Source organism: Vibrio vulnificus CMCP6 (assembly GCF_000039765.1).
GTDB classification, from domain to species: domain Bacteria; phylum Pseudomonadota; class Gammaproteobacteria; order Enterobacterales; family Vibrionaceae; genus Vibrio; species Vibrio vulnificus_B.
On the sequence record NC_004460.2, the window covers coordinates 215019 to 240755 of the forward strand.

The 25737-nt window shown below is 48.1% G+C and carries 19 protein-coding genes; 9 read left to right on the top strand and 10 right to left on the bottom strand.

What is annotated here, in order from left to right:
- Window positions 1-37 precede the first annotated feature (37 nt).
- The 3 genes from VV1_RS16105 to VV1_RS16115 are packed head-to-tail and all read left to right on the top strand — an operon-like array spanning window position 38 to window position 5192.
- Window positions 38-1066 carry an efflux RND transporter periplasmic adaptor subunit gene (locus VV1_RS16105; RefSeq protein WP_086016967.1) on the top strand — a complete coding sequence of 343 codons (1029 nt, stop codon included), beginning with the start codon at window positions 38-40 and terminating at the stop codon, window positions 1064-1066.
- Window positions 1066-2136 carry an efflux RND transporter periplasmic adaptor subunit gene (locus VV1_RS16110; protein ID WP_011081174.1) on the top strand — a complete coding sequence of 357 codons (1071 nt, stop codon included), beginning with the start codon at window positions 1066-1068 and terminating at the stop codon, window positions 2134-2136. Before VV1_RS16105 ends, VV1_RS16110 begins: the two co-directional genes overlap by 1 nt.
- Window positions 2133-5192, top strand: coding sequence for an efflux RND transporter permease subunit (locus tag VV1_RS16115; protein ID WP_011081175.1), 3060 nt, complete (start codon window positions 2133-2135; stop codon window positions 5190-5192). The genes VV1_RS16110 and VV1_RS16115 overlap by 4 nt, the downstream gene beginning before the upstream one ends.
- 159 nt (window positions 5193-5351) lie before the next feature.
- Here the strand turns inward: VV1_RS16115 and VV1_RS16120 are convergent, their stop codons facing one another.
- The 4 genes from VV1_RS16120 to fruB all read right to left on the bottom strand — a co-directional run bounded on the left by VV1_RS16120 (window position 5352) and on the right by fruB (window position 10080).
- Window positions 5352-5927: a porin family protein gene (locus VV1_RS16120; RefSeq protein WP_015727868.1), complete on the bottom strand. Its 576-nt coding sequence runs from the start codon at window positions 5925-5927 to the stop codon at window positions 5352-5354.
- A 276-nt stretch (window positions 5928-6203) separates the two neighbouring features.
- The gene (gene fruA, locus VV1_RS16125) at window positions 6204-7931 is read right to left on the bottom strand and encodes a PTS fructose transporter subunit IIBC (protein ID WP_011081177.1); all 1728 of its coding nucleotides are present in this window, start codon (window positions 7929-7931) and stop codon (window positions 6204-6206) included.
- Window positions 7932-7950: 19 nt separating this feature from the next.
- A complete protein-coding gene (pfkB, locus tag VV1_RS16130) occupies window positions 7951-8928 on the bottom strand; it encodes a 1-phosphofructokinase (RefSeq protein WP_011081178.1) in 978 nt (325 codons plus the stop codon).
- 9 nt (window positions 8929-8937) lie between these two features.
- Window positions 8938-10080, bottom strand: coding sequence for a fused PTS fructose transporter subunit IIA/HPr protein (fruB, locus tag VV1_RS16135; protein ID WP_011081179.1), 1143 nt, complete (start codon window positions 10078-10080; stop codon window positions 8938-8940).
- 457 nt (window positions 10081-10537) lie between these two features.
- Here fruB and cra point away from each other — a divergent pair, with 457 nt between their 5' ends.
- Complete coding sequence (gene cra / locus VV1_RS16140) at window positions 10538-11518, top strand: catabolite repressor/activator (RefSeq protein WP_011081180.1); 981 nt, start codon at window positions 10538-10540, stop codon at window positions 11516-11518.
- Between the two features lie 25 nt (window positions 11519-11543).
- Here the strand turns inward: cra and VV1_RS16145 are convergent, their stop codons facing one another.
- Both VV1_RS16145 and VV1_RS16150 read right to left on the bottom strand, forming a co-directional pair.
- Window positions 11544-12512 carry an endonuclease/exonuclease/phosphatase family protein gene (locus VV1_RS16145; RefSeq protein ID WP_011081181.1) on the bottom strand — a complete coding sequence of 323 codons (969 nt, stop codon included), beginning with the start codon at window positions 12510-12512 and terminating at the stop codon, window positions 11544-11546.
- A 12-nt stretch (window positions 12513-12524) separates the two neighbouring features.
- Complete coding sequence (locus VV1_RS16150; protein WP_011081182.1) at window positions 12525-13337, bottom strand: substrate-binding periplasmic protein; 813 nt, start codon at window positions 13335-13337, stop codon at window positions 12525-12527.
- A gap of 145 nt (window positions 13338-13482) precedes the next feature.
- On the opposite strand from VV1_RS16150, the gene VV1_RS16155 reads away from it, so the two are divergent.
- Window positions 13483-14037 (top strand): RNA-binding S4 domain-containing protein, encoded by a 555-nt coding sequence (locus VV1_RS16155; protein WP_011081183.1) that lies wholly within the window; start codon window positions 13483-13485, stop codon window positions 14035-14037.
- 71 nt (window positions 14038-14108) lie between these two features.
- On the opposite strand, the gene VV1_RS16160 is transcribed toward VV1_RS16155, so the two are convergent.
- The 3 genes from VV1_RS16160 to VV1_RS16170 all read right to left on the bottom strand — a co-directional run bounded on the left by VV1_RS16160 (window position 14109) and on the right by VV1_RS16170 (window position 18184).
- Window positions 14109-14936, bottom strand: coding sequence for an EAL domain-containing protein (locus VV1_RS16160; RefSeq protein ID WP_011081184.1), 828 nt, complete (start codon window positions 14934-14936; stop codon window positions 14109-14111).
- 322 nt (window positions 14937-15258) lie between these two features.
- Complete coding sequence (gene pyk, locus VV1_RS16165; RefSeq protein ID WP_011081185.1) at window positions 15259-16728, bottom strand: pyruvate kinase; 1470 nt, start codon at window positions 16726-16728, stop codon at window positions 15259-15261.
- A 76-nt stretch (window positions 16729-16804) separates the two neighbouring features.
- A complete protein-coding gene (locus VV1_RS16170; protein WP_011081186.1) occupies window positions 16805-18184 on the bottom strand; it encodes an MFS transporter in 1380 nt (459 codons plus the stop codon).
- A 278-nt stretch (window positions 18185-18462) separates the two neighbouring features.
- Here VV1_RS16170 and VV1_RS16175 point away from each other — a divergent pair, with 278 nt between their 5' ends.
- Genes VV1_RS16175 through VV1_RS16185 form a run of 3 tightly spaced genes read left to right on the top strand, consistent with a single transcriptional unit; the run spans window position 18463 to window position 23383 of the window.
- Window positions 18463-19764 (top strand): ABC transporter substrate-binding protein, encoded by a 1302-nt coding sequence (locus tag VV1_RS16175; RefSeq protein WP_011081187.1) that lies wholly within the window; start codon window positions 18463-18465, stop codon window positions 19762-19764.
- Window positions 19765-22128 (top strand): ATP-binding protein, encoded by a 2364-nt coding sequence (locus tag VV1_RS16180; RefSeq protein WP_011081188.1) that lies wholly within the window; start codon window positions 19765-19767, stop codon window positions 22126-22128. It begins immediately after the preceding gene.
- Window positions 22118-23383, top strand: a complete 1266-nt coding sequence (locus VV1_RS16185; protein WP_011081189.1) for a sigma-54-dependent transcriptional regulator — start codon at window positions 22118-22120, stop codon at window positions 23381-23383. Before VV1_RS16180 ends, VV1_RS16185 begins: the two co-directional genes overlap by 11 nt.
- Window positions 23384-23442: 59 nt before the next feature.
- On the opposite strand, the gene VV1_RS16190 is transcribed toward VV1_RS16185, so the two are convergent.
- Window positions 23443-24591 carry an iron-containing alcohol dehydrogenase gene (locus tag VV1_RS16190; protein WP_011081190.1) on the bottom strand — a complete coding sequence of 383 codons (1149 nt, stop codon included), beginning with the start codon at window positions 24589-24591 and terminating at the stop codon, window positions 23443-23445.
- Window positions 24592-24714: 123 nt separating this feature from the next.
- Here VV1_RS16190 and VV1_RS16195 point away from each other — a divergent pair, with 123 nt between their 5' ends.
- Window positions 24715-25593 carry an AraC family transcriptional regulator gene (locus VV1_RS16195; RefSeq protein WP_011081191.1) on the top strand — a complete coding sequence of 293 codons (879 nt, stop codon included), beginning with the start codon at window positions 24715-24717 and terminating at the stop codon, window positions 25591-25593.
- The last annotated feature ends 144 nt before the right edge of the window (window positions 25594-25737 follow it).

Sequence of the window (25737 nt, forward strand, 5' to 3'; positions counted from 1 at the left end):
ACCCCAGATAACACGCACGTCTGTCGCTGTTGTGGTGATGCTTGGTCTATCAACACTGCTGACGGGCTGTGACAAAGCCATATCGGAGCCTGCCGATCCTCTGATCAAACCCGTTAAGTTACTGGCGGTGGAAGATCTGAGCGTTGCTGAATCGGATGCCTTTTTAGCGCGAATCGACGCAACGTATCGCGCTCAGCTCTCTTTCCAAGTAGGCGGTGAAATTAAGCAATTGTTGGTCAAGATGGGGGAAGAGGTGAGCCAAGGTGATGTCTTGGTGACGCTTGACCCGAAAGATTTGCAATTGGCACTTAATGCCGCTCAGGCGCAATACTCACTGGCGAAGACGGAATGGCAACGCGCCAAGCAACTGTATGAGAAAAAACTCGTCAGCGCCGATAGCTATGATCAGCAAGAAACCCAATACAAAGCGGCGCTTGCCAATTGGGAGCAAGCCAAAACCGATCTCAGTTACACCAAAATTCACGCGCCTTTTGATGGTGTGGTTTCTTACACCTATGTTAAACCTCATCAACTGGTGGCGGAAAAACAAGAGATCCTCAATCTTATCGACAACAGTGTGTTGGATGTGTCGTTTGCATTGCCTGTGACCTATGTTGAGTCGCTTTCTCTGGCGGCGCTTAAACATGCTGAGATGTGGGTGACGATGGACAGCGAACCTAATAAGCGCATTTCTGGTCAGTTTAAAGAGATCTCAACTCGACCAAACCCAGACACAAACAGCTACCAAGTGATCGTCACCATCGACAGACCCGAAGATCGCAACTTGTTAACGGGGATGACGGGGCAAGTCCACATTGCTAAGCAAAACCTCTCCAATGCGGTGATGTTGCCAAATGCTGCATGGGTGACAAAACAAGCCTCGCAAGGAGAGGTGTGGGTGATGGACAGTGAGACGCAGCGAGTCAACAAAGTGACGCTCTCTTTAAATGCTCATGGTGGCGTGGAATCTGGCCTCGACAGCAACGACTACGTGGTCATTGCGGGTGTCGAGCGTTTGGTGGAAGGTCAAGTAGTCAAAGCATGGGTGCGCGAGGAGGGTATTTAATGAAACGTCCTTTATTACTACTTTCAGCAATAGCGTTGGCCGTGCTGACAGGGTGTGATTCCCAGCCACAGTCGTTTAATGAGCAGCCATTGTACGTTTCAACGGTTTCTGTTGATGCGCCTGTTAAGAGCCAGTATCGCACCTTTAAGGGCCAAGTTGTGCCCGCCGAGCAAACACCGATCGCCTTTCGCCGTGCAGGAGAAATTCAGCATGTATTGGTCAACGCGGGCGATCTCGTCAAGCAAGGTCAGATGATCGCTAAGCTTGATGACAGCAAAGAAAAACAGGCGGTGAACGATGCACAAGCGCAGTACAACTTGGCAATTCGTCAGCTGAAACGTGGTAACGAGCTCTACGCCAAACGGATGATTTCTAACGCGGAGTTAGATGCGCTCACGGCGAGCAAAGAATTGGCTGAAGCCAATTTTTACAACGCAACAAACCAACTCAACTACACCCGATTGTTTGCCCCGTTCACCGGTAAGATCTCGGACGTGTACAAAGAACGTTTTGAGCGTATCGCGATTGGTGAGCCGATCGTCAGTTTGTATCAAAACGACAAGGTTTACGTGCGAATTGAGTTGTCCGACAACGTGTTAGCTTTGGTGAACCCGAACACACAAAGTATGGATTACCAGCCCCAAGCGACGTTTTCTGGCGTGCAGAAAACGTTCGCACTCAATTATTTGGAACACACCAGTGAACCGAATGCGCAAACCCAAACTTACCAAATGTACTTATCGATGCCACAACCGTTGCAGCAAAGTGAGATCCTGCCTGGTACCAGTGTCAGCGTGCTGGTTGATATGGCGGCAGCGGGCATTACCGCCATTGATGGCTACACCATTCCGATGACAGCACTGCAAGCGGGAAGTCATGAAGGGGAGTTCTTTGTTTGGAAATTAAATGGTGACGCGGTCACTAAAGTGCCCGTGGCCATTGAACAAATCCACGGCGATGGGGCGATTGTCTCATCGGGAGTGGCACAAGGTGATGTGTTGGTGAATTCGAATTTACGCAAGTTGCGCGAAGGCAAACACGTGGATGTGGTAGAGAAGGAACAAGAATGAGCATTGCGGAATATTCCATCAAGAACAAAGTCATCAGCTGGCTGTTTATCGTTATTCTCGCCATTGGCGGGGTCACGTCATTCTTAGAATTGGGGCGTTTGGAAGACCCTGCATTCACCATTAAAGATGCGATGGTCATTGCTACGTACCCGGGCGCAACGTCGAAAGAGGTTGAAGAAGAGCTGACTTATCCGATCGAGAAAGAGATCCGCAAGCTGCCTTACATCGATAAGATCACGTCCACCTCATCGAATGGTTTGTCGCAAATCATGGTGAGCATGAAGATGGATTACGGCCCAGACGAGCTACCCCAAATCTGGGATGAGATGCGCCGTAAAATCAATGATCTGCAACCCTCGTTACCGCAAGGTGTTCAATCTCTGCAAATTATTGATGATTTTGGTGACGTATACGGCGTGATGCTGATGCTCACGGGCGACGATTACGATTATGTGGAACTGAAACGCTACGCAGACCAACTGACTCGTGAGCTTGAACTGATTGATGGTGTGGGCAAAGTGGACATCGCAGGCGATCAACAAGAGCAACTCTTTGTTGAAATCTCCCTCGACCGCCTTGCGGCACTCAACCTTGATATGAACGTTATTTCCGGTTTACTCAATAAGCAGAACAACGTGGTTTCTGCCGGTGAAGTGATGGTCAATGGCGAGAGTTTGATGATTCGCCCAAGCGGCACGTTGAACACCGTCGACGCGCTTGAAAATCTTATCATTCATGGCCGCGATACAGGGAATCTTATTCGCTTAAAAGATGTGGCGACCATTACCCGTGGCATTCAAGAAAAGCCCGACAATGTGCTGTTGTTTAACGGCAAGAAAGCGATCAATATCGGCGTTTCATTTGCTTCAGGCGTGAATGTGGTGGAAGTGGGCCAGCGTATTGAAACGGAACTGGCCAGCCTAGAAAGCATCAAACCAGCAGGCATCGACATGAGCTACTTCTACAATCAGGCACAAGAAGTGGATGATTCAGTGAAAGCCTTTGTGATCAGCCTAGCGGAGGCGGTGGCGATCGTGATTATTGTTCTGCTGTTCACCATGGGGCTTCGTAGTGGGGTGATCATCGGCTTGGTGTTGCTGCTGACGGTATTCGGCACCTTTATCTTGATGAACCATTACGACATTGAACTGCACCGAATCTCGCTAGGGGCGTTGATTATCGCCCTAGGTATGCTGGTGGATAACGCCATTGTGGTGGTGGAAGGGATTTTGGTGGGCCTAAAGAAAGGGCGCACAAAAATCCAAGCCGCGACCGACATTGTGAAACAAACTCAGTGGCCATTGTTGGGGGCGACCGTGATTGCCATCACCGCGTTTGCGCCGATTGGCTTATCACAGGACGCGACGGGTGAGTTCATGGGCTCGCTGTTCTGGGTTTTGTGTTTCTCGCTGTTCTTAAGCTGGATCACCGCCATCACGCTGACACCGTTTCTGGCGGATCTGCTCTTGAAAGAGCAAGACAAAACGCTCGCTACCGATGAAGAAGACCCATACAAAGGTTGGTTGTTTGTCGCATTTGGTGCGTCGCTAAAGTGGGCGTTGCGTTTTCGTTGGCTGACGGTCGCAGGCATGGTGGCCTTGCTCGTTGGCGCGGTAGTGGCATTTGGTCATGTTAAGCAGCAGTTCTTCCCGCCATCAAATACGCCGATGTTTTACGTGGATATGTGGATGCCAGAAGGGACGGACATTCGTGAAACCATGAAGCAAGCCAGTGAAGTGGAAAGTTACATTCGCCAACAAGCAAACATCGACTTTGTGTCAGCATCGATTGGTCAGGGTTTGCAGCGATTTGCTTTGACCTATGAGCCGGCCAAGAACTACGAAGCGTATGCGCAATTTCAAGTGAGAACAACGGATCGCGACACCATGTTTGTGCTGCTCAATGAACTGGATAGCCGCTTAGCCAAAACCTTTGATAAGCCAACCTTCCAATTAAAGCTGATGGAGTTTGGCCCATCGCCGGCATCTAAGATTGAAGCACGCATTACTGGCCCAGATCCGCAAGTGCTCAGAGCGTTGGCGGTTCAAGTGGAAGACATTCTCCATACCGATCCGGGCGCTCGTAATATACGCCATGATTGGCGTGAGCGAACGAAGCAAATCGTGCCAATTTTCAACGAATCGAAAGCGCGCCGTTTAGGTATCTCAAAAGAAGATTTGTCGAGCACCTTGCAGATGAGTTTTGGTGGCAGCACATTGGGTCTACTCAGAGATGGCACACACATTTTGCCGATTATGGTGCGATTGCCAGAAACAGAACGAGTGGACTTTGAATCGCTACAAAACGTCAGCATCTGGAGCCCATCGTTGCAAAGCTACATTCCGGTTGATCAAATCATCGATGGTGTGACTTTAGATTGGGAGGAGCCGTTAATACAACGACGCGACCGTAAACGCACGTTGACCGTGTTGGCTGACCACGACGTGCTAAGCGAGGACACGGCAGCAAGTTTGTTTGCCCGCGTGCAACCTAAAGTGATGGCGCTGCCTATCCCACATGGCTATGAAATCACGTGGGGTGGGGAATACGAATCATCGAAAGATGCGCAAGAAGGGCTGTTTGGCTCACTGCCAATGGGCTATTTGTTGATGTTCATCATCACTATGTTGCTTTTCAATTCGTTCAAAAAACCGTTGGTGATTTGGTTCACGGTGCCGCTGTCTATCATTGGTGTGGCGTTTGGTTTGTTGGCCACCAACATGCCGTTCAGTTTTACCGCTTTTCTTGGCCTGTTGAGCCTTAGCGGTATGATTCTGAAAAATGGCATTGTGTTGCTGGATCAGATCAATCTGGAACTCGATTCAGGGAAAGATCCGTATCTTGCCATCATCGATAGCGCGGTGAGCCGTGTTCGCCCTGTCAGCATGGCGGCATTGACTACCATACTTGGTATGATTCCGTTGGTGTTTGATGCGTTCTTTGGCTCTATGGCCATTACTATCATGGCAGGCTTGGGTTTCGCGACGGTACTAACCTTAGTCGTTGTGCCCGTTATGTTTGCTATTTTGTTTGGCATTAAGCCAGCAAAGTCTTAACCCGACTTACCAATGGCACAATTCTATCGATAAAAAATGGGGCAGTGTGACTGCCCCAAATCGTTTTTCCGCATTGTTTTTGCTTTCTTGTTCCGTGTAAGAGTCAGAAATTGTTCTTTTATGCGGTTTCCTAGCTTTCAACCAAACGTTGTTGAAGGCTTAGAACTTGTAAGAAACACCTGCGTAAAGTGAACCAAGAACGATGTTGATGTCGTCACGTGGGCCGTTATCGAACATAAAGCTGTCCACTTCGTAGGCTACGCGGAAGTTGAGGTTTTCAATTGCTTTTGGTGAGTATTCGCCACCCACACCAGCGCGGAATGAGGTTTCTGTCTTTGATAGAGGACCAAAATCGAGTTCAGTGCGGCCAAGGCCCACTGTTGCAAAAGGACGCCATCCACTATCAAAGGTGTAACCAAGATTTGCCATCAACGCGATGCTTTCTGGTTTTACCATGTGGCGGTCTGCGTCGTCTTTACTGTAAATATCACCGTAACGCGTGTATTGCGCTTCGATTGCCACAATGCGGTTGAACTGGTAACCACCGTACAGTTTGTACGTTGAATCGTTTGATTTTAGGTTTAAATCGTTTGTGCCCACACCATCGTCGAATGCGGTTGTCGTACCGATACCACCACCTAGATAGAAACCAGAAACATCTTTCTTCTCGATGTCGTTGGTGTTTGCCTGCGCAAATGCAGAGACAGCAGCTAACAAAAATACAGCTTTTTTCATTTTGTAATTCACTCTGTTACGTTCAATAAAACGGTGTGCATTATAAGGCGCGACTTATGCGATACAAGTCTTATTATTGATACAAGTGATAGAAAGGTTGTTTACATCAATAACCTCCGCACCCTATGCGGCGTATATTATAAGTTGCTGATTTAACTGAAAAGTATTGATATGTATGGTTTTGTCATTACGAAGGAGGCATAAAAAAACACCTCCGCAAGGGAGGTGTTGAAAGCCAAATTCGAGGGGGAACTGGCATCAAGGTAAGGATAAAACTTAGGCCGTTGCTTCTTCTTTTGCTTCAGCACGATTTTTCAGGAAGGCATAACCAAAACCGGTTAATGCGGTACCTGCTGCGATAGCGACTAGGTACATCAGTACTGGAGTAATCGCGTTTGGAATCAGCAGTACAAACAGACCACCGTGAGGTGCCATCAATTTAGCACCAAACAGCATGGATAGGGCACCGGTTAGTGCGCCACCAGCCATACAAGCAGGGATGACACGCATTGGGTCTTTCGCTGCAAAAGGAATGGCACCTTCAGAGATAAAGCATAGACCAAGGACAAAAGAGGCTTTGCCTGCTTCGCGCTCGCTTGGTTCAAACTTGTCTCTCGCTAGGAAAGTCGCTAAGCCCATACCCAGTGCAGGTACCATGCCTGCTGCCATGATGGCTGCCATTGGTGCATAAGTTTGAGAAGCCAGTAGACCAACACCAAAGGTATAAGCCGCTTTGTTTACTGGGCCACCAAGGTCGAAACACATCATTGCGCCAAGAATCACACCCAGCAGCACTGCGTTCGCTGAGCCCATATTGTTGAGGAATTCTGTCATCGCGGACATGATGCTGGAAACCGGGCCACCTACGATGTAAATCATGGTGAGACCAGTGAACAAGCTCGCAATGAATGGGATGATCAAAATCGGTTTGAGCGCTTCCATTGATTGTGGCAGTTGCACTTTATCTGCAATGAATTTCGCTGAGTAGCCGGCAATAAAGCCCGCCGCGATACCGCCAAGGAAACCCGCGCCAGTTGAGCTTGCCAGCATACCGCCAATGAGACCTGGTGCCAGACCTGGGCGATCTGCAATTGAAAACGCAATGAAGCCAGCAAGAACGGGAATCATCAGTGCGAAAGCGGAGCCTCCACCGATGGTCATGAGTGCCGAAGCCAATGTACCTTCTTCTTTAAACGCTTCGATACCGAAAACGAAAGAGAGAGCGATGATCAAACCACCTGCCACGACCACAGGAAGCATGTGAGAGACGCCCGTCATCAGGTGCTTATAAACGCCTTTTTTCTCTTCAGAAGCGTTGCTGCTACCAGCCGAAGCAGTGTGTTGATAAACCGTTGCTTGAGCGAACGCTTTGTCCATCTCTTCGCCTGTTTTCTTCAATGCTGGGCCTGTCTTGGTGCGGTACATCAGTTTGCCGTTGAAGCGATCCAGTGGCACTTCGATATCTGCTGCAATGATCACCAGATCCGCATCAGCAATTTCTTGCTCGGTTAGCTGGTTTTTCGCGCCCACAGAACCGCGCGTTTCCACTTTAATTTGGTGGCCACGACGTTTGCCTTCTTCCTCTAGAGCTTCTGCCGCCATAAAGGTGTGTGCAACGCCCGTTGGACAAGCCGTGATGGCGACAATTTTCTTTGCCGCAGTTTGCACTGTCGGTTGAACACCTGCGCTGGCTTGCAGCAGTTGCGCTTTCTCGACCGCGCTTTGTAAAAAGGCGTTGGCGTCGCTGGTGACCGCGCTGATCTCTGAGCGATACAGTTTTTTGCCAACGAAACGACTTTCATCGATAGGGGTATTGGCAGCAATCACAACCACATCCGCGTCCGCAATTTGCTGAGCAGAGAGTGGTGTGGTTGGCATGACGCTCGATTGACATTCAATCGATGCATCCCAGTTGAGGCTTTTCGCTGCTTGTTCGAGTAATCCCGCAGCGATAATGCTGTTTGCTACGCCGCTAGGGCAGGCAGTAATAATCGCAATTTTCATAGTAGTAACCTTATGTCTCTTAGCTTGCACTAGCAGAGTTCTGCACGTCGTCAAGCGATTGAACTTGCGTTCTTTGTTGTATGCTTTCCAGCTCTTGCTGGCTGGTTAATCCCACGCCAACCTGCGTGACCGCCATCGCGGACAGTGCAGTGGCAAATTTCAGTAAATCCATTTTTGGCATTTGTTGCATGTGGCCCCAGCATAAGCCAGCCACTAAGGTGTCGCCTGCGCCAACGGTGCTCACCACCGACATTCTTGGTGGCATGGCGCGTAGCCATTGACCGTCATGAAGCCACATCACACCGTCCGCCCCCATAGAGACAACGATGTTGGCGATGCCTTTGTTGGCAAGGCTCTGTGCGGCATGCTGGCATTCGTCAGCGCTGTGCAGTGCTTTTCCCACGAACTCGCTGAGTTCTTCGTCATTGGGTTTAATTAGCCAAGGTGCGGCGTCGAGTCCTGCTTTTAGTGCAGCTCGGCTGCTGTCAAACAGCACTTTCTTGCCTGCATTTTGCAGTAACGCTATCCACTTTGCGCACTGCTCTGGCGTCACACCTTGAGGTAGGCTGCCGGCAAACACAAAGTAATCGTGATCCGTCATCAGGCGAGTTAAGCGCTGCTCAAACTCAACGATGTTTTGTTCGTTCACCGTGACGCCAGGGAAGTTGATGTCGTTGACTCGGCCATCGGCTTCGACCAATTTGACGTTGATGCGCGTTGCGCCTTCCACGCGCACAAACTGATCGCTTGCAGCGATATCGGCAAACAGTTGGCTAAACATTTCAGGGTTATCTTTGCCAAGAAACCCCGTCACAGTGACTTGTGCACCGAGATCGCTCAACACCTTCGCTACGTTTACCCCTTTACCAGCCGCGTGCAAGCTGCTGTGATTCACAAGGCTGACTGAGCCAATGTTTAATTGCTCTAGCGATCCTGTTAGATCCAGCGCGGGGTTCAGCGTAATAGTGACAACTTTGTTGGTCATTTGAGTGGTCATAGCAGCACCTTAACCTTCACCAAGACCAGAGGCGATCGCTGCGCCAATTGCTTCAAGTGCTTGAGAAGCATCTGGGCCTTCCGCGGTAAATTGCAGTTGGTGACCGTGTTTCACGCCAAGCGCGATTACTTTCATTAAGCTTTTCGCGTTGACTACTGAGCGGTCGCCATCTAAGTTTGCCACTTTGATGGTGGATTCAAATTTCTTCGCTTCTGCCACTAACATGGCACCAGGGCGCGCATGCAGACCGTGTGCGTTTTTGATTTTAAATACCGCGGTATTCTCGGACGTTGCTGGCTCTTGAGAGGTATTTGCAACGCTTTCACCAGTCAGCATGGCAATCACTTGTTCGGCATTCGCGCTGAGTAATGTCTCTTGTTTACCTTGATAAACCAGTTGAGTTAGGTTGGTGAGTATCGCTTGGTGCGCGTTGTTGCAAGCGCCAAATGCCAGTAAGCCTTTTACGGGTGTGCCTTGATACTCACAATCGTTCGCAGTCGTCACAAACGACACGGCAGTACGAGTGACGCTGGCATCGCTCCCAACTAGCCACAAACCTTTGCCAAGATGCGTTGGGGTTTTGGTCACGAGCTCTGCCACAAATTGGCTGCCTGCATTGCCGCTGTTTTTGATCAAACCTCCGGCAACCGCGCTCATTTGGATCATGTCGCTGGCAGGGAAGAGCAGCTGGATGCTGGCGGCATCAAAGTCGGCTTCAAGTTGAACTTCGCCATTCAACAAAGCAATGATCTCTTGTTCCGTTGTGGCGTGCTGCAAACGCGTTTCTACGCCGTCTGCACTGAGCACTTTAGTCAGTTGCTTGAGAATGCCTAAGTGTTCGTCGGATTTCGCCGCGATACCAATAGCAAGATAAACCTTGTTGCCATCGCCCCAATCAACGCCGTGAGGAAAGTGATGTACGGCCACCCCGGTGTTTTGCACCAAATCGCGCGTGTCGGTCGTGCCATGAGGGATGGCAATGCCATTACCCAAAAATGTGGAGTTTTGCGCTTCACGGTTGAGCATGCCTTCAACGTAACCTTGCTCAACCAATCCTTTTGCGGTGAGAGCGGCAGCGATGCTTTTGATCGCATCAAGTTTGTTGTCGGCGCTCTGCTGGAGCGTAATATCTGATGAAGTTAATTTGAGCATGTTGCCTTCTTAGCGTATCGCGTCGTCATTTCTCTCGGTTCAACCTGTTTCTCTACGGTGTGAGAGGTCTTCTTTGTTTAAGAAGTCTGCTTTGCTTAACAGACTGTCTTTGCCTAAAAGCGCCTTTGGTTAAAAGCACACCCTTAGATTTGGAGCGTTAAGCACTTTCACAGCGTTGCTTAACTTTTGCTTAACTTAAGCTGAACCGATTCAGCAATTGGTTTAAAAAAATTCAGCAAACGGCACTTTTATTTACAACGTGGACACGGCCAACGAGTTCAATACCGAGAATGCTGTTCAATTCGACAAAATCATTCAATTAGGTGATGTATGTCTATTTGCAGATTTTGCTGAATCCTTTCAGCTTTTATACTGAATCGATTCAGCGTATAATTCAACAGACGCGAAGATCTGGAATTCGAATCTATGATCAGGCGCACAGATTAGGGTAGGTAATATGACACTGGATGAAATAGCCAAGTTGGCAGGTGTTTCGAAAACAACGGCAAGTTATGTGATCAATGGTAAGGCGAAAAAATACCGCATCAGCGAAAAAACGCAGATGAAAGTGATGGCGGTGGTGGAGGAATACAATTTTCGTCCCGATCACGCAGCATCGTCACTTCGAGCAGGAAACTCGCGCTCGTTTGGTTTGATCATTCCGGATTTAGAAAACACCAGTTACGCACGCCTTGCTAAGTTGCTTGAACAAAATTCACGTAAAGCGGGGTATCAAATCCTGATTGCCTGTTCTGATGATGATCCTGAAACAGAGCGCAAGGTCGCCGATGCTTTAGTGAGCCGACGCATTGATGCGCTGTTTGTTGCAACCAGTATGGCGGATGCTAATGAATTTTATCTGGCGATGCAAAAGTCAGGCACACCCGTGATTGCACTAGACCGTCCGTTAGACGACGAATTCTTTAGTTGTGTGGTCAGCGAAGATTTTGGTGCGGCGTTTGAGCTGACATCGTCTTTAATGAGTGAAGAGATTCAAACTGTGGGGTTGATTGGCGCTCTGCCCGAGTTGAATATTTCACGTGAGCGCCACCAAGGTTATCTCTCTGCAGTGAAGAAAATGGGCAAACAGGCACAATCGGGCTACGGTGAGCACTTTTATCGCGAAGAGGGCTACCGCATTATGCACGAGTGGCTGTTGGCAGACACCATTCCAGATGCGATTGTGACCACCTCGTACACCTTATTAGAAGGGGTGTTGGATGTGCTATTGGAGCAGCCGGAACTGGTCAATAAAGTCAAACTGGCCACATTCGGTGATAACCGCTTACTGGATTTCTTACCGTTTAAAGTGAACTCACTGCCGCAGCAATTTGAATTGATCGCCGACAGCGCGCTGGAGTTGGCACTCAATGCCTCAGCGAAACGCTACAAACCGGGCGTTGAATTGATCCCACGTAAAATTGTGCGTCGCTTTTAAATCTTATCGCGAGGCAAGCTAGTGATTAGGCGTCCAACGCATCGATCGTAACAGCAACAAACGCATGGTCACTGGCAAATTGGTCAACCTCAAAACTGGGGTTGACCAGATGTTTATCCCAAACGACAAGATGTGTGATTTTGCCCCTTTGCTGCGCGTTTTGTTGAGCAAATTCTTCAGAGAGCAGCAGATAATCGAGAATCAAACCTTGGCTGCCATGATAGTGAGTCGCCTTTTGCGCTTCATCGGTGAAAATAGGCTGTTCGCGTAGCCAATCACGCACGTCTTTCAATAAGGGAGTATTGCTTTCATCAACAAACGGCTTAAGTTCGGTGCTGTTTATGTTGGCGTTAAAATCGCCCATAATCACCATCGGACGAGCATGGCTGGCGTAAATTTTCTTGATGTATTGGCTGAGCAGCACGGCTTCCCAACCACGTTGCACGGTGGACAACCAACTACCAACTGGATCAGAAGGTGGCGTATTATCTGCTTGGTCGATCTGCTGCGTTTGCCATCGGGTTGGGCGTTGTGATTTAAGGTGCAGAGTGATGACATCGCATAGTCCAATGATCGGCAATTCAATAACCGCATGCAGGGGCAGTCGACTAAATTCTTTATTATCAGTGACGCTGTCACTATTTTCAGAATAATCCCCAAAGCAATCCTTAAAGCGAACCAAACGGCTTTCAATCACTGGCCAACGAGAAGCTATCGCCAAGACGGGTTTGGAATAGATAAACTCGTCGGTGACATGAGGCTTATCTAGGCAGACAAAATATGGGTAGCCCAAGTCGCTAGTCAGAGTGTTGAGCGCGTCTGGACTGAACACTTCTTGAAAGGCAACCACATCTGCGTTCATTGCTCGTAACTGCTGTGTGAGCCAAGTGGTTTTCTTGTTCCACTCGTTGTCAGTGAGAATGTTACTGAACTCGTAATAGGCTCCAGGAGGAGCAAGAAAGTTAAATAGGTTGCAACTGGCAATGGTAATCAAAATGTGGAATTCCTAGTCGACGTAACTGCTGATGACTTGCTCCACAATGCCCGAACCTTGAAGACGTTGCAATATTTGGTCGAACTGTGTGGTAAAAGGTTCTTTGAAAGGAAATCGCTCAGCGTAGGCGCTGTAGCCCAAATAACCATACTCTTCGCTGACATAGGCCGCCAGTGGGAAATACTCCGAGTGGTCGATGCGCCCTACGTCTTTTAGGCGTTTAATTTCCCACGCGATCGAAAGGCGATCATTGATATAGCAATCGACGCGCTTAGCGCGCATTTTCAAGATGTTTTCTTGATTGTCTTTGGCTTCTTCGATCTTGAGTTTGCCATCATGCGCGGCCATCCAAAACGCATCACCTCCAATAGAAAATGCGACGTTTATGCCTATGGTCAACCCATAAAAGTCTTCTGGCCATTTGGCTAACTCAGCGATGTTTTTTAACATCACTTCGTTGTGACAGTAAACCACCACTTGTTCTTTGAGAATCGGCTTAGAGTAAGGGTGAATATAAGGGCGTCGATTCTCATAATAGTAGGGCGGAAAAAGGGCAAAGCCTTTCCCGGTTTCCAACAGTCGTAAACCGCGCACAAAAGGCACGGGTTTGATGGTTACACGATATTGAGGCATCTGATCAAAAACGTGTCTGAGAATATCAGGATAGATGCCAACGGCATTCCCTTGGATTTGGTAGCTGTATGGGGGATAGGCATCGTCGCTGTAAATGGTGACGGGAATGACTTCCTCGCTGGCCATAAGGTGAGCAGCATTTAGGTAGAGTACACTGACCAAGGTGATTTTCGCTTTTGTGCTGATTTCCATACCACAACCATTTGCTCTTACCGTTCTATAACTTTAGCTTACTTGGCCTTAACGGGTAAAAATCCTTGCTGAAGAAATCGTAATAGTTATTTCTATTTGTGGTTTGAGGGTTTAAACTGCGGCAAATTTTTTGCGAGGTACCCCCATGAGCCAAGAACACCTAAGCCAAGATCACGAATACGAAGAAGAGCAGTTTGGTGAAGAAATTGAAATTGAAGCCATTGGCGTCGAAGTTTCCGTTCAGCCTATCGAACTCTACAAAGTATTTAAGATCGCCAATCTAGTCAGTGGTGGTGGCGAAGCAAAACACGTGATTGCTGAAGGTTATGTGGCCGTGAATGGCGAACTCGAAACCCGCAAACGTCGTAAAATGTACGATGGTGATTTCTTTGAATTCAACCAAGAGTACTATGTGGTCGTGTGTGATGCGCCTGTTACCGAACCTGAAACCGAGCAAGAGAAAGCCGAGAAGAAAACGCAAAAACAAGCCCAAGCTGCGCGTAAAGAGAAATCTCGCCAAAGCAAAAATGCCAAACCCAAAGGCACAGGTCCAAAATCAACTGGGCGAAAAGCCGCACATAAAGAGCGGAAAGCGCAGAAAGAAGCCTTGTCACAGTCAGCGAAGAAAGGCCAGAAAGCAGAAAAGCCTCAAGCGACGCGCGATCCGAAGAGTGGCCGCAATTCGATCGATTTCTTCTAACCTTGTCGGGTCAGTAGCTAAACGAAAAAAGCCGCAATCGCGGCTTTTTTTGGATCTTGGGCTTCTTGCATCTAGCGATGATCATCGTCAACCGCTAAGGAGATAGGCTGCGCTGCCCAGTAGTCGATCTTCTCAGGGCGACCAAAATGATAGCCCTGATAAAATTCCAGCCCCAGTTCACGCATGGCTTGATACTGTTCTTCTTCCTCAACCCCTTCCACAATCACTCTGGCACCAATACGTTGTGCAAGGTTGAGTGCGTGGAGTAACTCTTCTTGTTGCCCTGCGCAATAACTTAATAGATAGCCGCGGTCGATCTTTATCAAATCGGGTGTCAGTTCAACGGCGCGTTTTTCATCGGAATGGCCGGCGCCAAAATCATCAATCGCAAAGTGAAAACCTTTGGAACGTAGTACTTTTACGGCTTCGCGTAAATCGTCGTTCTGATAGCAAAGCTCTTCAATGACTTCAAAGGTGACATCAGACGGTGCCATACCAAGTTGTTTTAGTCGGCGAAATAAGAGGCTTCTGTCGACGTATTCGAGGTCTTTGGTCATGGTGATCAAAGAATTGGGCATCACGTTAAGAAAAAGCTTCACACCTTTCGCCGTGTAGTGCTTAGAAAAGTTGCGAATGTGAATGGCACGAGAGAGAAATTCAACCGAAAGAATGTATTCATCACTGTGATTAGGATCGGCAAAGAAACGATCTGGCCGGATGAAATTCTGTTTCTCGTCTTGAATTCTCAACAAAGCTTCAAAGCCAATAAGTTGCATTAACTGATTGAATATTGGTTGAAAAACGCTCGAAAAGGTTAGGTTGTTTAGCAGCATTATGTAATCACCATCGTCCTTTTGACGAATGTACTGCTCGTAGTCTGATTGAGTGATTAACTGCATATTCACAACCCTAAAGAATATCTACTGAAAAATGTAACACTTTGATCAACTGAGTAAAGCAACAAAACAACTGTGGTTTATCGCGAACGCGTAAATTTGATTTGCGTTCAAAAATCATAGGTCGTTTCTAACTTAGTACATAATAAAATTTGACCAAACGCGAGACAGAATGCCATTTTATTTAGGGTTGTCACAAATTTGAGGCGAAATATTTTTAGAAGCGAAAAAAGCAAAGTGGATAAGGGATGCTAGACGCAAAAAAAGGACCTGCCGAAAAGGCAGGCCAAGATCCCTGTGGAGCAGGAGGGGGGTGATTAAATGGTTATGCCGCAATGGCGGTTGTTATGGGTGTTTCGTTTAGGTTTAGTAAGCGGCAGACATTCATATCGCCCACGCCTTCAACGGATTCTAACTGGGTCATCATGATGGATGAGATTTGCTTCTGTTTGGCATCAGCACCCAGTAGGCTGATGAGTTGATGCGCAATGTCACCGCGTTTGTCCAAAGTGGGGAGATAAACTGGGGTTACGCCGCGCAGAATCGCCAGTTTACGTAGCAATTCAGGTTTGTTCGAGACCGCCCAAATGGTTGCTTGGCTTTGACAACGCGACATCAATAGTGGCGTTTCACCATGTTGAGTCACGATAGCGACTCCCAGATCTTTGTGTACTTTCGTTGCTGAGATCATGGATGAAAGAGCAAAGCTCTTGCCCGCGTCATTACACAGATGGTGCAGTTTATCCCAACAGCCTTGTGCACAACTGGTTTCGTGCTCGACGCCTTGTGCAATTCGAACCATAGCCGCTACCGCTTCAACCGGATAGAGACCGGCTGCTGATTCAGCAGAGAGCATCACGGCATCCGTGCCATCAAGTACTGCGTTGGCAACGTCTAGAACCTCTGCGCGTGTTGGCAATGGGTTTTCGATCATCGATTCCATCATTTGTGTTGCCGTGATAACCGGTTTACCTAAGTACTTCGCACGAGCGATCAGCGCTTTTTGTACGCCAGGCAGGCGCGCGTCACCAATTTCCACGCCCAAATCGCCACGTGCCACCATAATGACGTCGGAGGCACGAATCACACCATCCATCGCTTCTTCGCTGGCAACCACTTCAGCACGTTCTACTTTCGCGACGATGTGTGCGTGACAGCCTGCTTGCAGAGCAAGGGAGCGAGCGTATTCGATATCGTCAGCGTTACGAGGAAACGACACGGCAAGAAAATCTGCTTTTAGTTCGGCCGCGGTAAGAATGTCTTGCTTGTCTTTGTCGGTTAACGCGGGGGCGGAAAGACCACCACCGAGTAAGTTAATTCCTTTGCGGTTTGAGAGTTTGCCCCCGTTCAATGCAATGGTGTTAACTAGGCGAGTTTGCGTATCAACGGCCGTTACTTCGAGCTGGATACGACCATCGTCAAGCAGCAGAATATTGCCGACTTGCAGGTCATCGATCAGCTCTGGATAATCCAAACCGACGCGTTCTTGCGTGCCCGCTTCGCGGTCGAGTGTGCCGTCGAGAATGAAAGGATCACCTGCTTTGAGCTGAATTGAGCCTTGCTCAAAGCAAGCGATACGAATTTTGGGACCTTGTAGGTCAACGAGTACGCCAACGCTGACGTTAAGTTCTTGTGCGATTTCACGCACCATTTCAGCACGAGCAATGTGTTCTTCAGCGCTGCCGTGCGAAAAGTTTAAGCGCACTACATTCACGCCCGCTTGGATGAGTTGAGTGAGTTTTTCGCGTGTTTGACTGGCTGGGCCAAGCGTAGCGACGATTTTGGTTTTACACATCTTCAATTCCTATAACGACGAGACTAAAAAAGGGGTAGGAGAAACAGCAGGAGCTTTCGCCCCTGCTCAATGAACATTAAGAAGCTGTGCGTGTTTGTAGCTTTTTGTCTTGTTCTTCGTCGATATCGACCACTTTCTTCGCATTCCATACCGTCAGTGCGAGTAGAACCGATACCACACCAGCGGCAAGCCAGAAGTACTGAGCGTTACCAAAGTCGTAGTGTTTTACGCCATCGACTTCAGTGATGGTGATCAGAGATGCAGAGATAAGCTCTTGAGCTGACGCTGCAATGTAAGAACACAGACCGATCAAACCTTTTACCGCACCAACCGCGTTTTTCGGCATCAGGTCACAAGCAATCAGACCCGCGAGGAATACCACTAGACCACCGATAGAGAAGCCGATCATGCTCAGTGCCACTGCGTCGATAACACGGTTATCTGGGCCAAAGAACATCAAACACATACCGGCAATGTTTGCCAATCCGTACAGTAGGTTAGGGATGTTACGGTTACCTTTGAACACTTTGTCTGAAAGGATACCTGACAGAATCGCACCCGCTAGACCGGCTGTTGGGTACATTGACATGGCAAAACCTGCGTCAATCAGTGAGTAACCTTTTGTTTCTTGTAGGAACAATACCGCCCAAGAAGACATTGCGTAGCGAGAGATGTACATTGCCGCACAAGATAGGGCAATAAGCCATACCACAGGTTGTTTTAGGATAAACATCTGCGCACGACGTGTTTCTTTTGGGTCGTTCGCTTTCTTGATTTCGGTACCTTCGCCAAATGCAGTACCTGGATCTGGTAAGCCGTAAGTTTGTGGACGATCTTTCAGTACTTTCAGCATGATCAGTGCAGCAACTACGGCAGCGATACCCGCGCCAATGAAACCTGCACGCCAGCCGAAGTAGCTCACTAGTGTCGCCGTTAGGATCCAAGTGATACCTTCACCGATGTTACGTGAACCACCCCAAATGGAGTAACGGCTACCACGCTGTTTTGGCGAAAACCATTGGTAAAGCGATACACACGAAGGTGCGGAACCCACTGATTGGAACCAACCGTTTAAGCCCCAAAGCAGAACGAAGAAGAAGCCAACGGTGTTCATCCCCATCACAACCGAGAGTACACCCGATACCAGTAGGGAACACGACATAAAGCGGCCAATGTTGGCGTAGTCAGATAGGAAGCCGTTTAAGAACTTACCGAAGGCGTAAGTGAAGAAGAACGCCGAACCCATGATACCGAGTTCTTCGATGGTCACGATGCCCGCATCGAGCATGGGCTTTTTCACAACACCCAAACTCATACGTACTACGTAAAAGACGGCGTAACCAAAAATAAGGCCTAAGAATACCTGCCATTGGTAGTTCTTGTAGCGCTTTAGCATTCCCTCGTTGGAGCTGTCTGATAACGGCGCATCCGGACGAGTTTTAAAGAAATTAAGCATGATTGCTCTCCATGTAAATCAACAAAAATGTGTTGTCGGGAGCATGATGAATCGGCCCGTTCATCCGTACAAAAGGGCGTTTTTGGGGCACATTTGACCCAATTTGTTTTAAACGATGAGTCAAAAGTGAACCTAACCGCATAACGTTTGCTGTTCGATTGCTGATAAAATTACTAGCAAGAAGGGAAAATTGCGTCAGTAGTGACTCAGTCAGGGTTTCAAGTGATTTTCAGTAAAGTGTAGAGTTTTGATTGAACGCACAATTTTTAAGGTTATCGATGGTGAGTAAAAAGCGATTTGCCGTGTTAGGTCGGTTTAGTTGGTTGTTTAGCTTGGTCTGTTTTGGTGCCAGTGCGGCATCGACGGACAAAGAGATCGTTGTATTGACGACTTTTTCCCAAGAGCCGTTGTCCATCCTAATTGATGAGTTCAAGTTGCGTCACCCTGATGCAGAAGTTCGTTTTATTCACCGCCGCAGTGAATCCAGTATCCAGCTGCTGGGCAAAACCTACATGCAGGATATCGACTTAGTTTTGAGCTCGTCGCCGTTTTTGATGCAGAAACTTTCTGAAAGTGAGCGCCTTGGCGATGTTGCTCAGCACGAAACCCTACCAAGTTGGATGTCGCCTTATGTATTGCCTCCTCAGCAGCAGGTACTGACTATCGGCTATTCGGGTGCTGGTATTGTGTGGAATCGCGATTACTTGCAAGCGCATCAACTGAACATCCCTGAACGGTTTATTGATCTCACTCGTTCTCAGTATTTTGGCCACATCACCATGAGTACCCCAAGTCGCTCTGGCACAACGCAAATGATGGTAGAAAGCATCCTAAGTCGATACGGTTGGCAGGATGGTTGGCGCATCTTGATTAACATTGGCGCTAACTTAGCGACCATCTCTTCGCGCAGCTTTGGCGTGAGCGACTACATTGCAAAAGGGCAATTTGGTCTTGGTCCAACCATCGACAGTTACGCTTTGCTGATCCAGCGAAAATTTGACCATGTCGGCTTTGCGTTTGAATCGGATTTTACTCTGATGCCAACGTACATTGCCAAAACGCAACGCGCCAGCGCGGATCCTCTGGTGGACGATTTTATGGCGATGTTGCTTTCTGCTCCAATGCAAGCGTCGTTAGGCAAAAACAGTTTCGCCAAATTCTCTTTGCATGATACCGAGCGCAAAGATGGTGATCACCCGGCATTGAACATTAGCGCAATTATGCAAAGAGAAGTGCTGACTAATCGCCTGTTTGATTTGGCCATCACCAAGCGCCTACCTGAACTAAAAGACACGTGGCAAACCATTATTCAACTGCGTAAGGCGTACGCCGATAACCCTGCTGTGTTAACGCAGCTCGAGTCCATCCGTCAACTTGCCTTTGATATTCCAGTGAGCGAAGCGGAGGTGCTGGAAGTGAGCAAGCAACTGGCACTCTCTTCCCAACAAGAAATGATGGATGATGGCTATGCTCAGGCTGTGATGGCGGAGTTTAGCCATCGTGTCAGCGGCGCGCTTCATCGCCAATTAGCATCAGCAAATCAACGTTTGCAAACGCTAAAAAAGCAGGGTGAAGAATAGATGCGTAGATACAACACCATTGGGGTAAAACTGGTCGCCGCGTTTACTGGCAGCACCTTGCTGTTGACTCTCGTTTGTGTCATTGCGTGGATGACTTGGAATCAGCTCGATCTGCGAGTCAGCGGTTTGTTGGAAGAAAACGTGCCGCGCTACAACGCCAGTTATTTGCTTGAGAGCAAAAGCAGTGAAGTGCGACGTAAAATCTCTCAGATCGAACGAGTAACAAGCAAAGTTCAACTCGACAACCACTTACTTTCCTTGGGTAAGCAATTAAGCGATACCAAGCAGATTGTGGAACGCGTGCAACGCGCCGACGAAGCCACGCATGACTCACTGAGTGCCCTTGCTGAGTCGTACACCTCGCTCGCGAGCAGTATTGATCTCTATGGTTATCTGGTGTCTAAACGCATTGATGCGCAGCGAAAAATTGATCTACTGAAAGAGCAACTTGATTGGATTCATCAAGACATCCGCACCGAACTGATGCCTTTACGCCAAGAGATAGATTGGCAGATGTCACGTAATCAGAAACAGGCCAAAACCGATGCGTTACTTAAACAGCTGAACGTGATTCAACAGGTATTGGATCTCGAATCCACGATTTACGAATTGGCGTTAGATGTCGTAAGCGCAACGCAGTTGGGACATGTGAATAATGGCATGAAAGTGATTCAGTATCGTACCGAAGAGCTTCATCGTTTGAGCCAACCCATTTTTGAATGGCCATCGTCCATCGCATACCAACAGTTAGTCGGTGAGTTAACAACCTTGCTGCAAATTGAAGGTTTCTTGCACCAGCAACTGCTCGATTACGTTTCCATCCGCGAAAGAATTGAAGTGCAGCAGCGCGATATTGATCGCCAAATCGGCACGATTCACAACCAAATTGGCGGCATTGTTGCGTCGGCAGACAAAGCTTTCTATGAAGTCAAACAAGACACCACTGAGATGGTCAGTGTGGGCAATCGCGTGTTGCTCATCTGCTTTGCGGTGTCGATCCTCACCAGTTTGATTTTGGCGTACTACTTCATTTATCAGCGTATCGTGGCGCGCTTGGCCAATTTGAGTAACAGCATTGATGCGATCATCAATGATGATTTACACCATCCCATTCGTGTTGACGGCAACGATGAGATTGGTCGCTTAAGTGCCAAGCTGATCGAATACGGGGACAAAGTGAAAGAGATGCAGCGAACCAACGCCCTGAGCTTAATCAACAACACCAGCGCCAGTCTGATGACGGTCAGCTTGGGTGGCTGGGTTGAATCGGCGAACGTCAGCGCAAGACGCTTATTGGATCTAGACGACGCCATTACCGAGTTGCCAATTTGGTCGGCGTTTCCTGAGCATTGGTTTGAGGCATTACGCGCGCAATTTGATACCGATTCGACCTTAATGCGCGAGTGCCGAAGTGAACTCACCATGTCATTGGCTGATGATCCTTATGGGCGTTTTTTACATTGCGAGTTCAGTCTATTTACTCACGGTCATTGTGAAAAAGTGATCATCACCATCACCGACGTAACCGAACAGATTCAGGCGAATCGCATCTTAGAGCAAAGAGTGGCTGAGAAAACCCGCGATGTGACGGAGCGAAATCGCCAGCTCAAGCTGGAAATTAAAGAGCGTCAAAAAGCGGAATCGCACTTGAAGAAAACGCAATCCGAGCTGATTCAAGCGGCAAAAATGGCGGTGGTAGGGCAAGCGATGACCAGTTTGGCGCACGAGTTAAATCAGCCGCTTAATGCGATGTCTACCTATCTTTATAGCGCCAATTTATTTAACCAGAAGGCGGACAGTGAACAGGTCGCGACGTCATTAACGCACATCGAAAGCCTCAAAGAGCGCATGAGTAAGATCGTCAATGGTTTGCGCCACTTTGCGAAGAAATCGGATGGCGAGCCAACGTCCGCATCGATAGAGCTGCACGATGTCGCAGAGCACTCAATGTTGCTCGTTAACACGCGAGCTAAAAGGCAGCAAATTCAAATCCGCAACCAGCTAGATAAAACCCTGATGGTGCAGGGCAGCTTGGTCGCCTACGAACAGGTACTCATTAACTTGATGGTGAACAGTTGCGATGCATTGAGCGAAGCCAATGGTGCAGAGCGAGTGATTGAACTGTGCCATTTGTATTCCACGCAAACGCACCATGCGATTGCGGTATGTGACAACGGTAAGGGGTTTGCTTCGGACATTGTTGATCGCCTCTTTACCCCATTTACGACTACAAAAGAAATCGGTCTCGGACTTGGTATGAACATCTGTAAATCAATCATAGAAAAATATAACGGAAACATTTACTTGGCTTCCAACGCAAAAGGTGGAGCCATGGTGGTATTGGAGATGCCTCATGACGATTAATCAATATGATGTGCTTTTGGTTGACGACGATCAGGATGTACTCGACTCGTACGCGCATCTGATGTCCATTTCTGGTTTGACCGCGAAACTGGTGAACGATCCGACGCAAGCGTGCCAATATCTCACTGAAGATTGGCCCGGTGTGGTTTTACTCGATATGTATATGCCACAAATGCATGGCATGGAGCTGCTGGCGCTCATCAAAGAGATTGATGAACACATTCCGGTGCTGGTCATCACTGGGCATGGCGATATACCGATGGCGGTGGATGCACTGAAAAAAGGCGCTTGTGAGTTTTTCGAAAAGCCGATTTCTCCGCCAGAGTTGCTCACTAAGGTGAAATCGTATCTTAAGGAGCGCCAAACTTACACTGCGCAAAAGAGCAATGTGTCGCAGTCTGTTGGCAAAGCGCTCGTCGGAAAATCTGCGCAAATTGAGCAAATTCGTCAGCACGTCGCAAGGTTTGCTTTGATCAACACCAATGTGGTGATATGTGGCGAATCGGGCTCAGGCCGTCACAGCATCGCTCATCTACTGCATGACATGAGCCAGCCGCGTAAAGATCAAACGTTGGAAGAATTGTATCTCACCACGGACCACGACAAAGAGGCTATCGCGCGCTATTTCGATGGAAGCGTGGCTACTTTGGTGATTGAGAACGTTCAATCGATGAATGAAAAGACGCAGCGAGAGTTTGTCCAACTGCTGTTGGCGCAAGAGCGAGGAAGTGCCAGCAAAACGCGGGTGATTACCCTGTTTGACGCCAGCCCAGAACAGCTGATGTCGGAAAATCAGTTGTTGCCCGAGCTGTTCTATCTGCTCAATCAAGGTGCTATTCAAGTGCCGAGCTTACGTCATCGGCCGGATGACATCGCCGCCATTTTCCATCACTTTCTTAAGCACAGTTGCCAGAAACTGGGTAAACCGATGCCGGCCGTTGATTCGAGCTATCTTTCGTTGTTGCGTAATCATCAGTGGCCAGGAAATGTGCGTGAGTTAAGAAACGTCGCAGAGTTGTATGCCATTGGCATTGTCAAACTGACAGGGAAAGAGCGGCTGGTGAACCAAAACGAGCTTCAATCACCATTGGATACGCTGGTGGACGATTTTGAAAAGCAGATCATTGAAGATGCGCTGTTTTTGCATTCCGGAAAAGTGACGGAAGCAGCGGTGTACCTGCAGATCCCACGTAAAAAGCTCTATTTGCGCATGAAAAAGCACGATATCGATAAGGATAACTACAAATCGCGTTAAAAAATCCGGCATACGAATGCCGGATTTTTATTGGTCTTAAGTGATAGACGTGAAGGGGATCAGGCGATCGCCTCTGCAAGAATCTTACGCACTTGCTCTGGTGTCACGCTTTGGTTTTCTGTCAGTGCCACCATGCCATGATTGGTCAGTTGTGTGACCACTGCTTCGATCGCCTCTTCTTTGCTCTCTTTATGCTCAGTGAGTTTTGTTGAGACATCAAGGGAGTGGTAGAAGGCTTCAATGGCATCAATCGTACGCTCTGCTAGCTGCTCGCCGTTTTCTAAACCAAAGACCTCACGGCCCATTTGCTCTAACTTCGCGCGTTTGTGCTCAATTTGATTGCGAAGCAGAGAAGGCTGAACAATCGCCAACGAACGAGCATGATCCACGCCCCAAAGTGCGGTCAGTTCGTGGCCAACCATGTGCGTCGCCCAGTCTTGAGGGACGCCTGAACCAATTAAGCCGTTAAGGGCTTGGTTTGCTGCCCACATCAGGTTTGCGCGCCATTCATCACTGTCACGCTCTGCAAAGCGATCACCGAGATTTTTCAGCGTTTTCAACAACGCTTCTGCGTAGGCGTCTTGCACCATCGCACCGGATGGGCGAGTAATGTACTGTTCACAAACGTGTACCCAAGCATCAACGATGCCATTGAGTAGTTGTTTTTCAGGCAGTGTTTTCATCACGTCTGGGTCCATTACAGCAAAGATCGGTTGAACGTAAGGGCTCAAGAACGCGAGTTTGTCTTGGGTTTCCGCCTTAGTAATGACTGCGCCAGAGTTGGACTCTGAACCTGTTGCCGGAAGTGTTAACACCGCGCCAAGTGGTGTTGCTGACGTAACGTGATGCTTACCGGTGAGGATGTCCCAGCCGTCACCGTGGTAATGGGCAGATGCCGCTACGTATTTAGAACCGTCGATCACAGAGCCACCACCAACAGCGAGAATAAAATCGATGTTGTCTTCTTTTACGATAGCCACTGCTTTGTCCAGTGTTTCTTTGGTTGGGTTAGGTTCAACGCCGGAAAATTCTTGCCAATGATAGCCGTCTAGAGCCGCCACGATTTGATCATACACACCGTTTTTCTTAATTGAGCCGCCACCATAAATGACGAGCACTTTTTTCTCAGGGGAAATCGCTTGAGTAATCGCTTGGATCTGACCTTGGCCAAAGAAGATTTGCGTAGGGTTGGAATAAGTAAACTTCATTGTTAACCTCACATCGTTATTGGAGTTGTTTTCGTTGTGTGCATAATAGTACTGTGAGTTTGACATTTACAGCCTCAAAACTCTAAATTAAATGCCTATTTCTACAAAGTGAGAGTGTGCGCTATGGAAACCCTTGCAGAACTGATGCAGCGATACGTTGATGTCAAAGGCCTTGAAAAGCTCGAAGAGATCATTCCTACCGACATACCTGGGGTTCGTTTTTATCGAAGCAGCCGAGGTAATCCACGGCACCCATTTGTTTATCAATCTGGAATTATTGTACTCGGGCAGGGTTACAAAAATATTCATATTGGTGATCATGCTGTGTGCTATGGCGCAGATGATTATTTGGTGGTGGGTGTGCCAATGCCGCTCGAATGTGAAGCGTTTGCGGATGACGATAAGCCTTTGCTGGGGATCTCTGTTGATGTACCAATGGTTTTGCTGCAGCAAATGGTTCAGAAGCTAGAAAAGCACGGCTACCAAAATATTTGCAGTGGCAAAGAAGAAAGCTGCGGCTTGAAGTCGGTGAAAATGGAAGCGAGCATGCTTAACGCTTGCAAGCGCTTAATGCGGGGATTGTGTGATCCTCTTGAAACTGAAGTGCTAGGCCAATCATTACTAGAAGAGGTGGTTTATCGTGCGTTACTGAGCCCTAAAGGCTATGTGCTGTTTGAGCTGGCACATGCTGAGGGCAACTATTCGAGAATCGCACAAGTGCTGGATAAGGTTCACCAAGACTACTCGGAGCCATTGACGGTGCAAGATCTTGCCTCTAAAGCGAACATGAGTATTTCCGCCTTTCATACCGCTTTTCGTAGCGTGACGCTGGAGTCTCCGATTCAATACATCAAGAAAGTAAGGCTGAATAAAGCTCGGGATCTCATCAAGTTAGAGGGAAAGCGTGTTAATGATGCCGCACGTCTAGTGGGTTACAACAGCACCTCACAATTTAGCCGTGAATACAAACGCCATTTCAATGAAACGCCGAAAAGTGCATAAAAGTGTGTCAATCCAATGAATGAGATTGTAAGTGGCATTCTTATATATAAAACAATTTGCACAAATATTATGCCAATATTGAAGCGATATTTAGTGACATATTTTAAAAATTAAGTATTTATCGGTAGTGAACGCGATTTATTA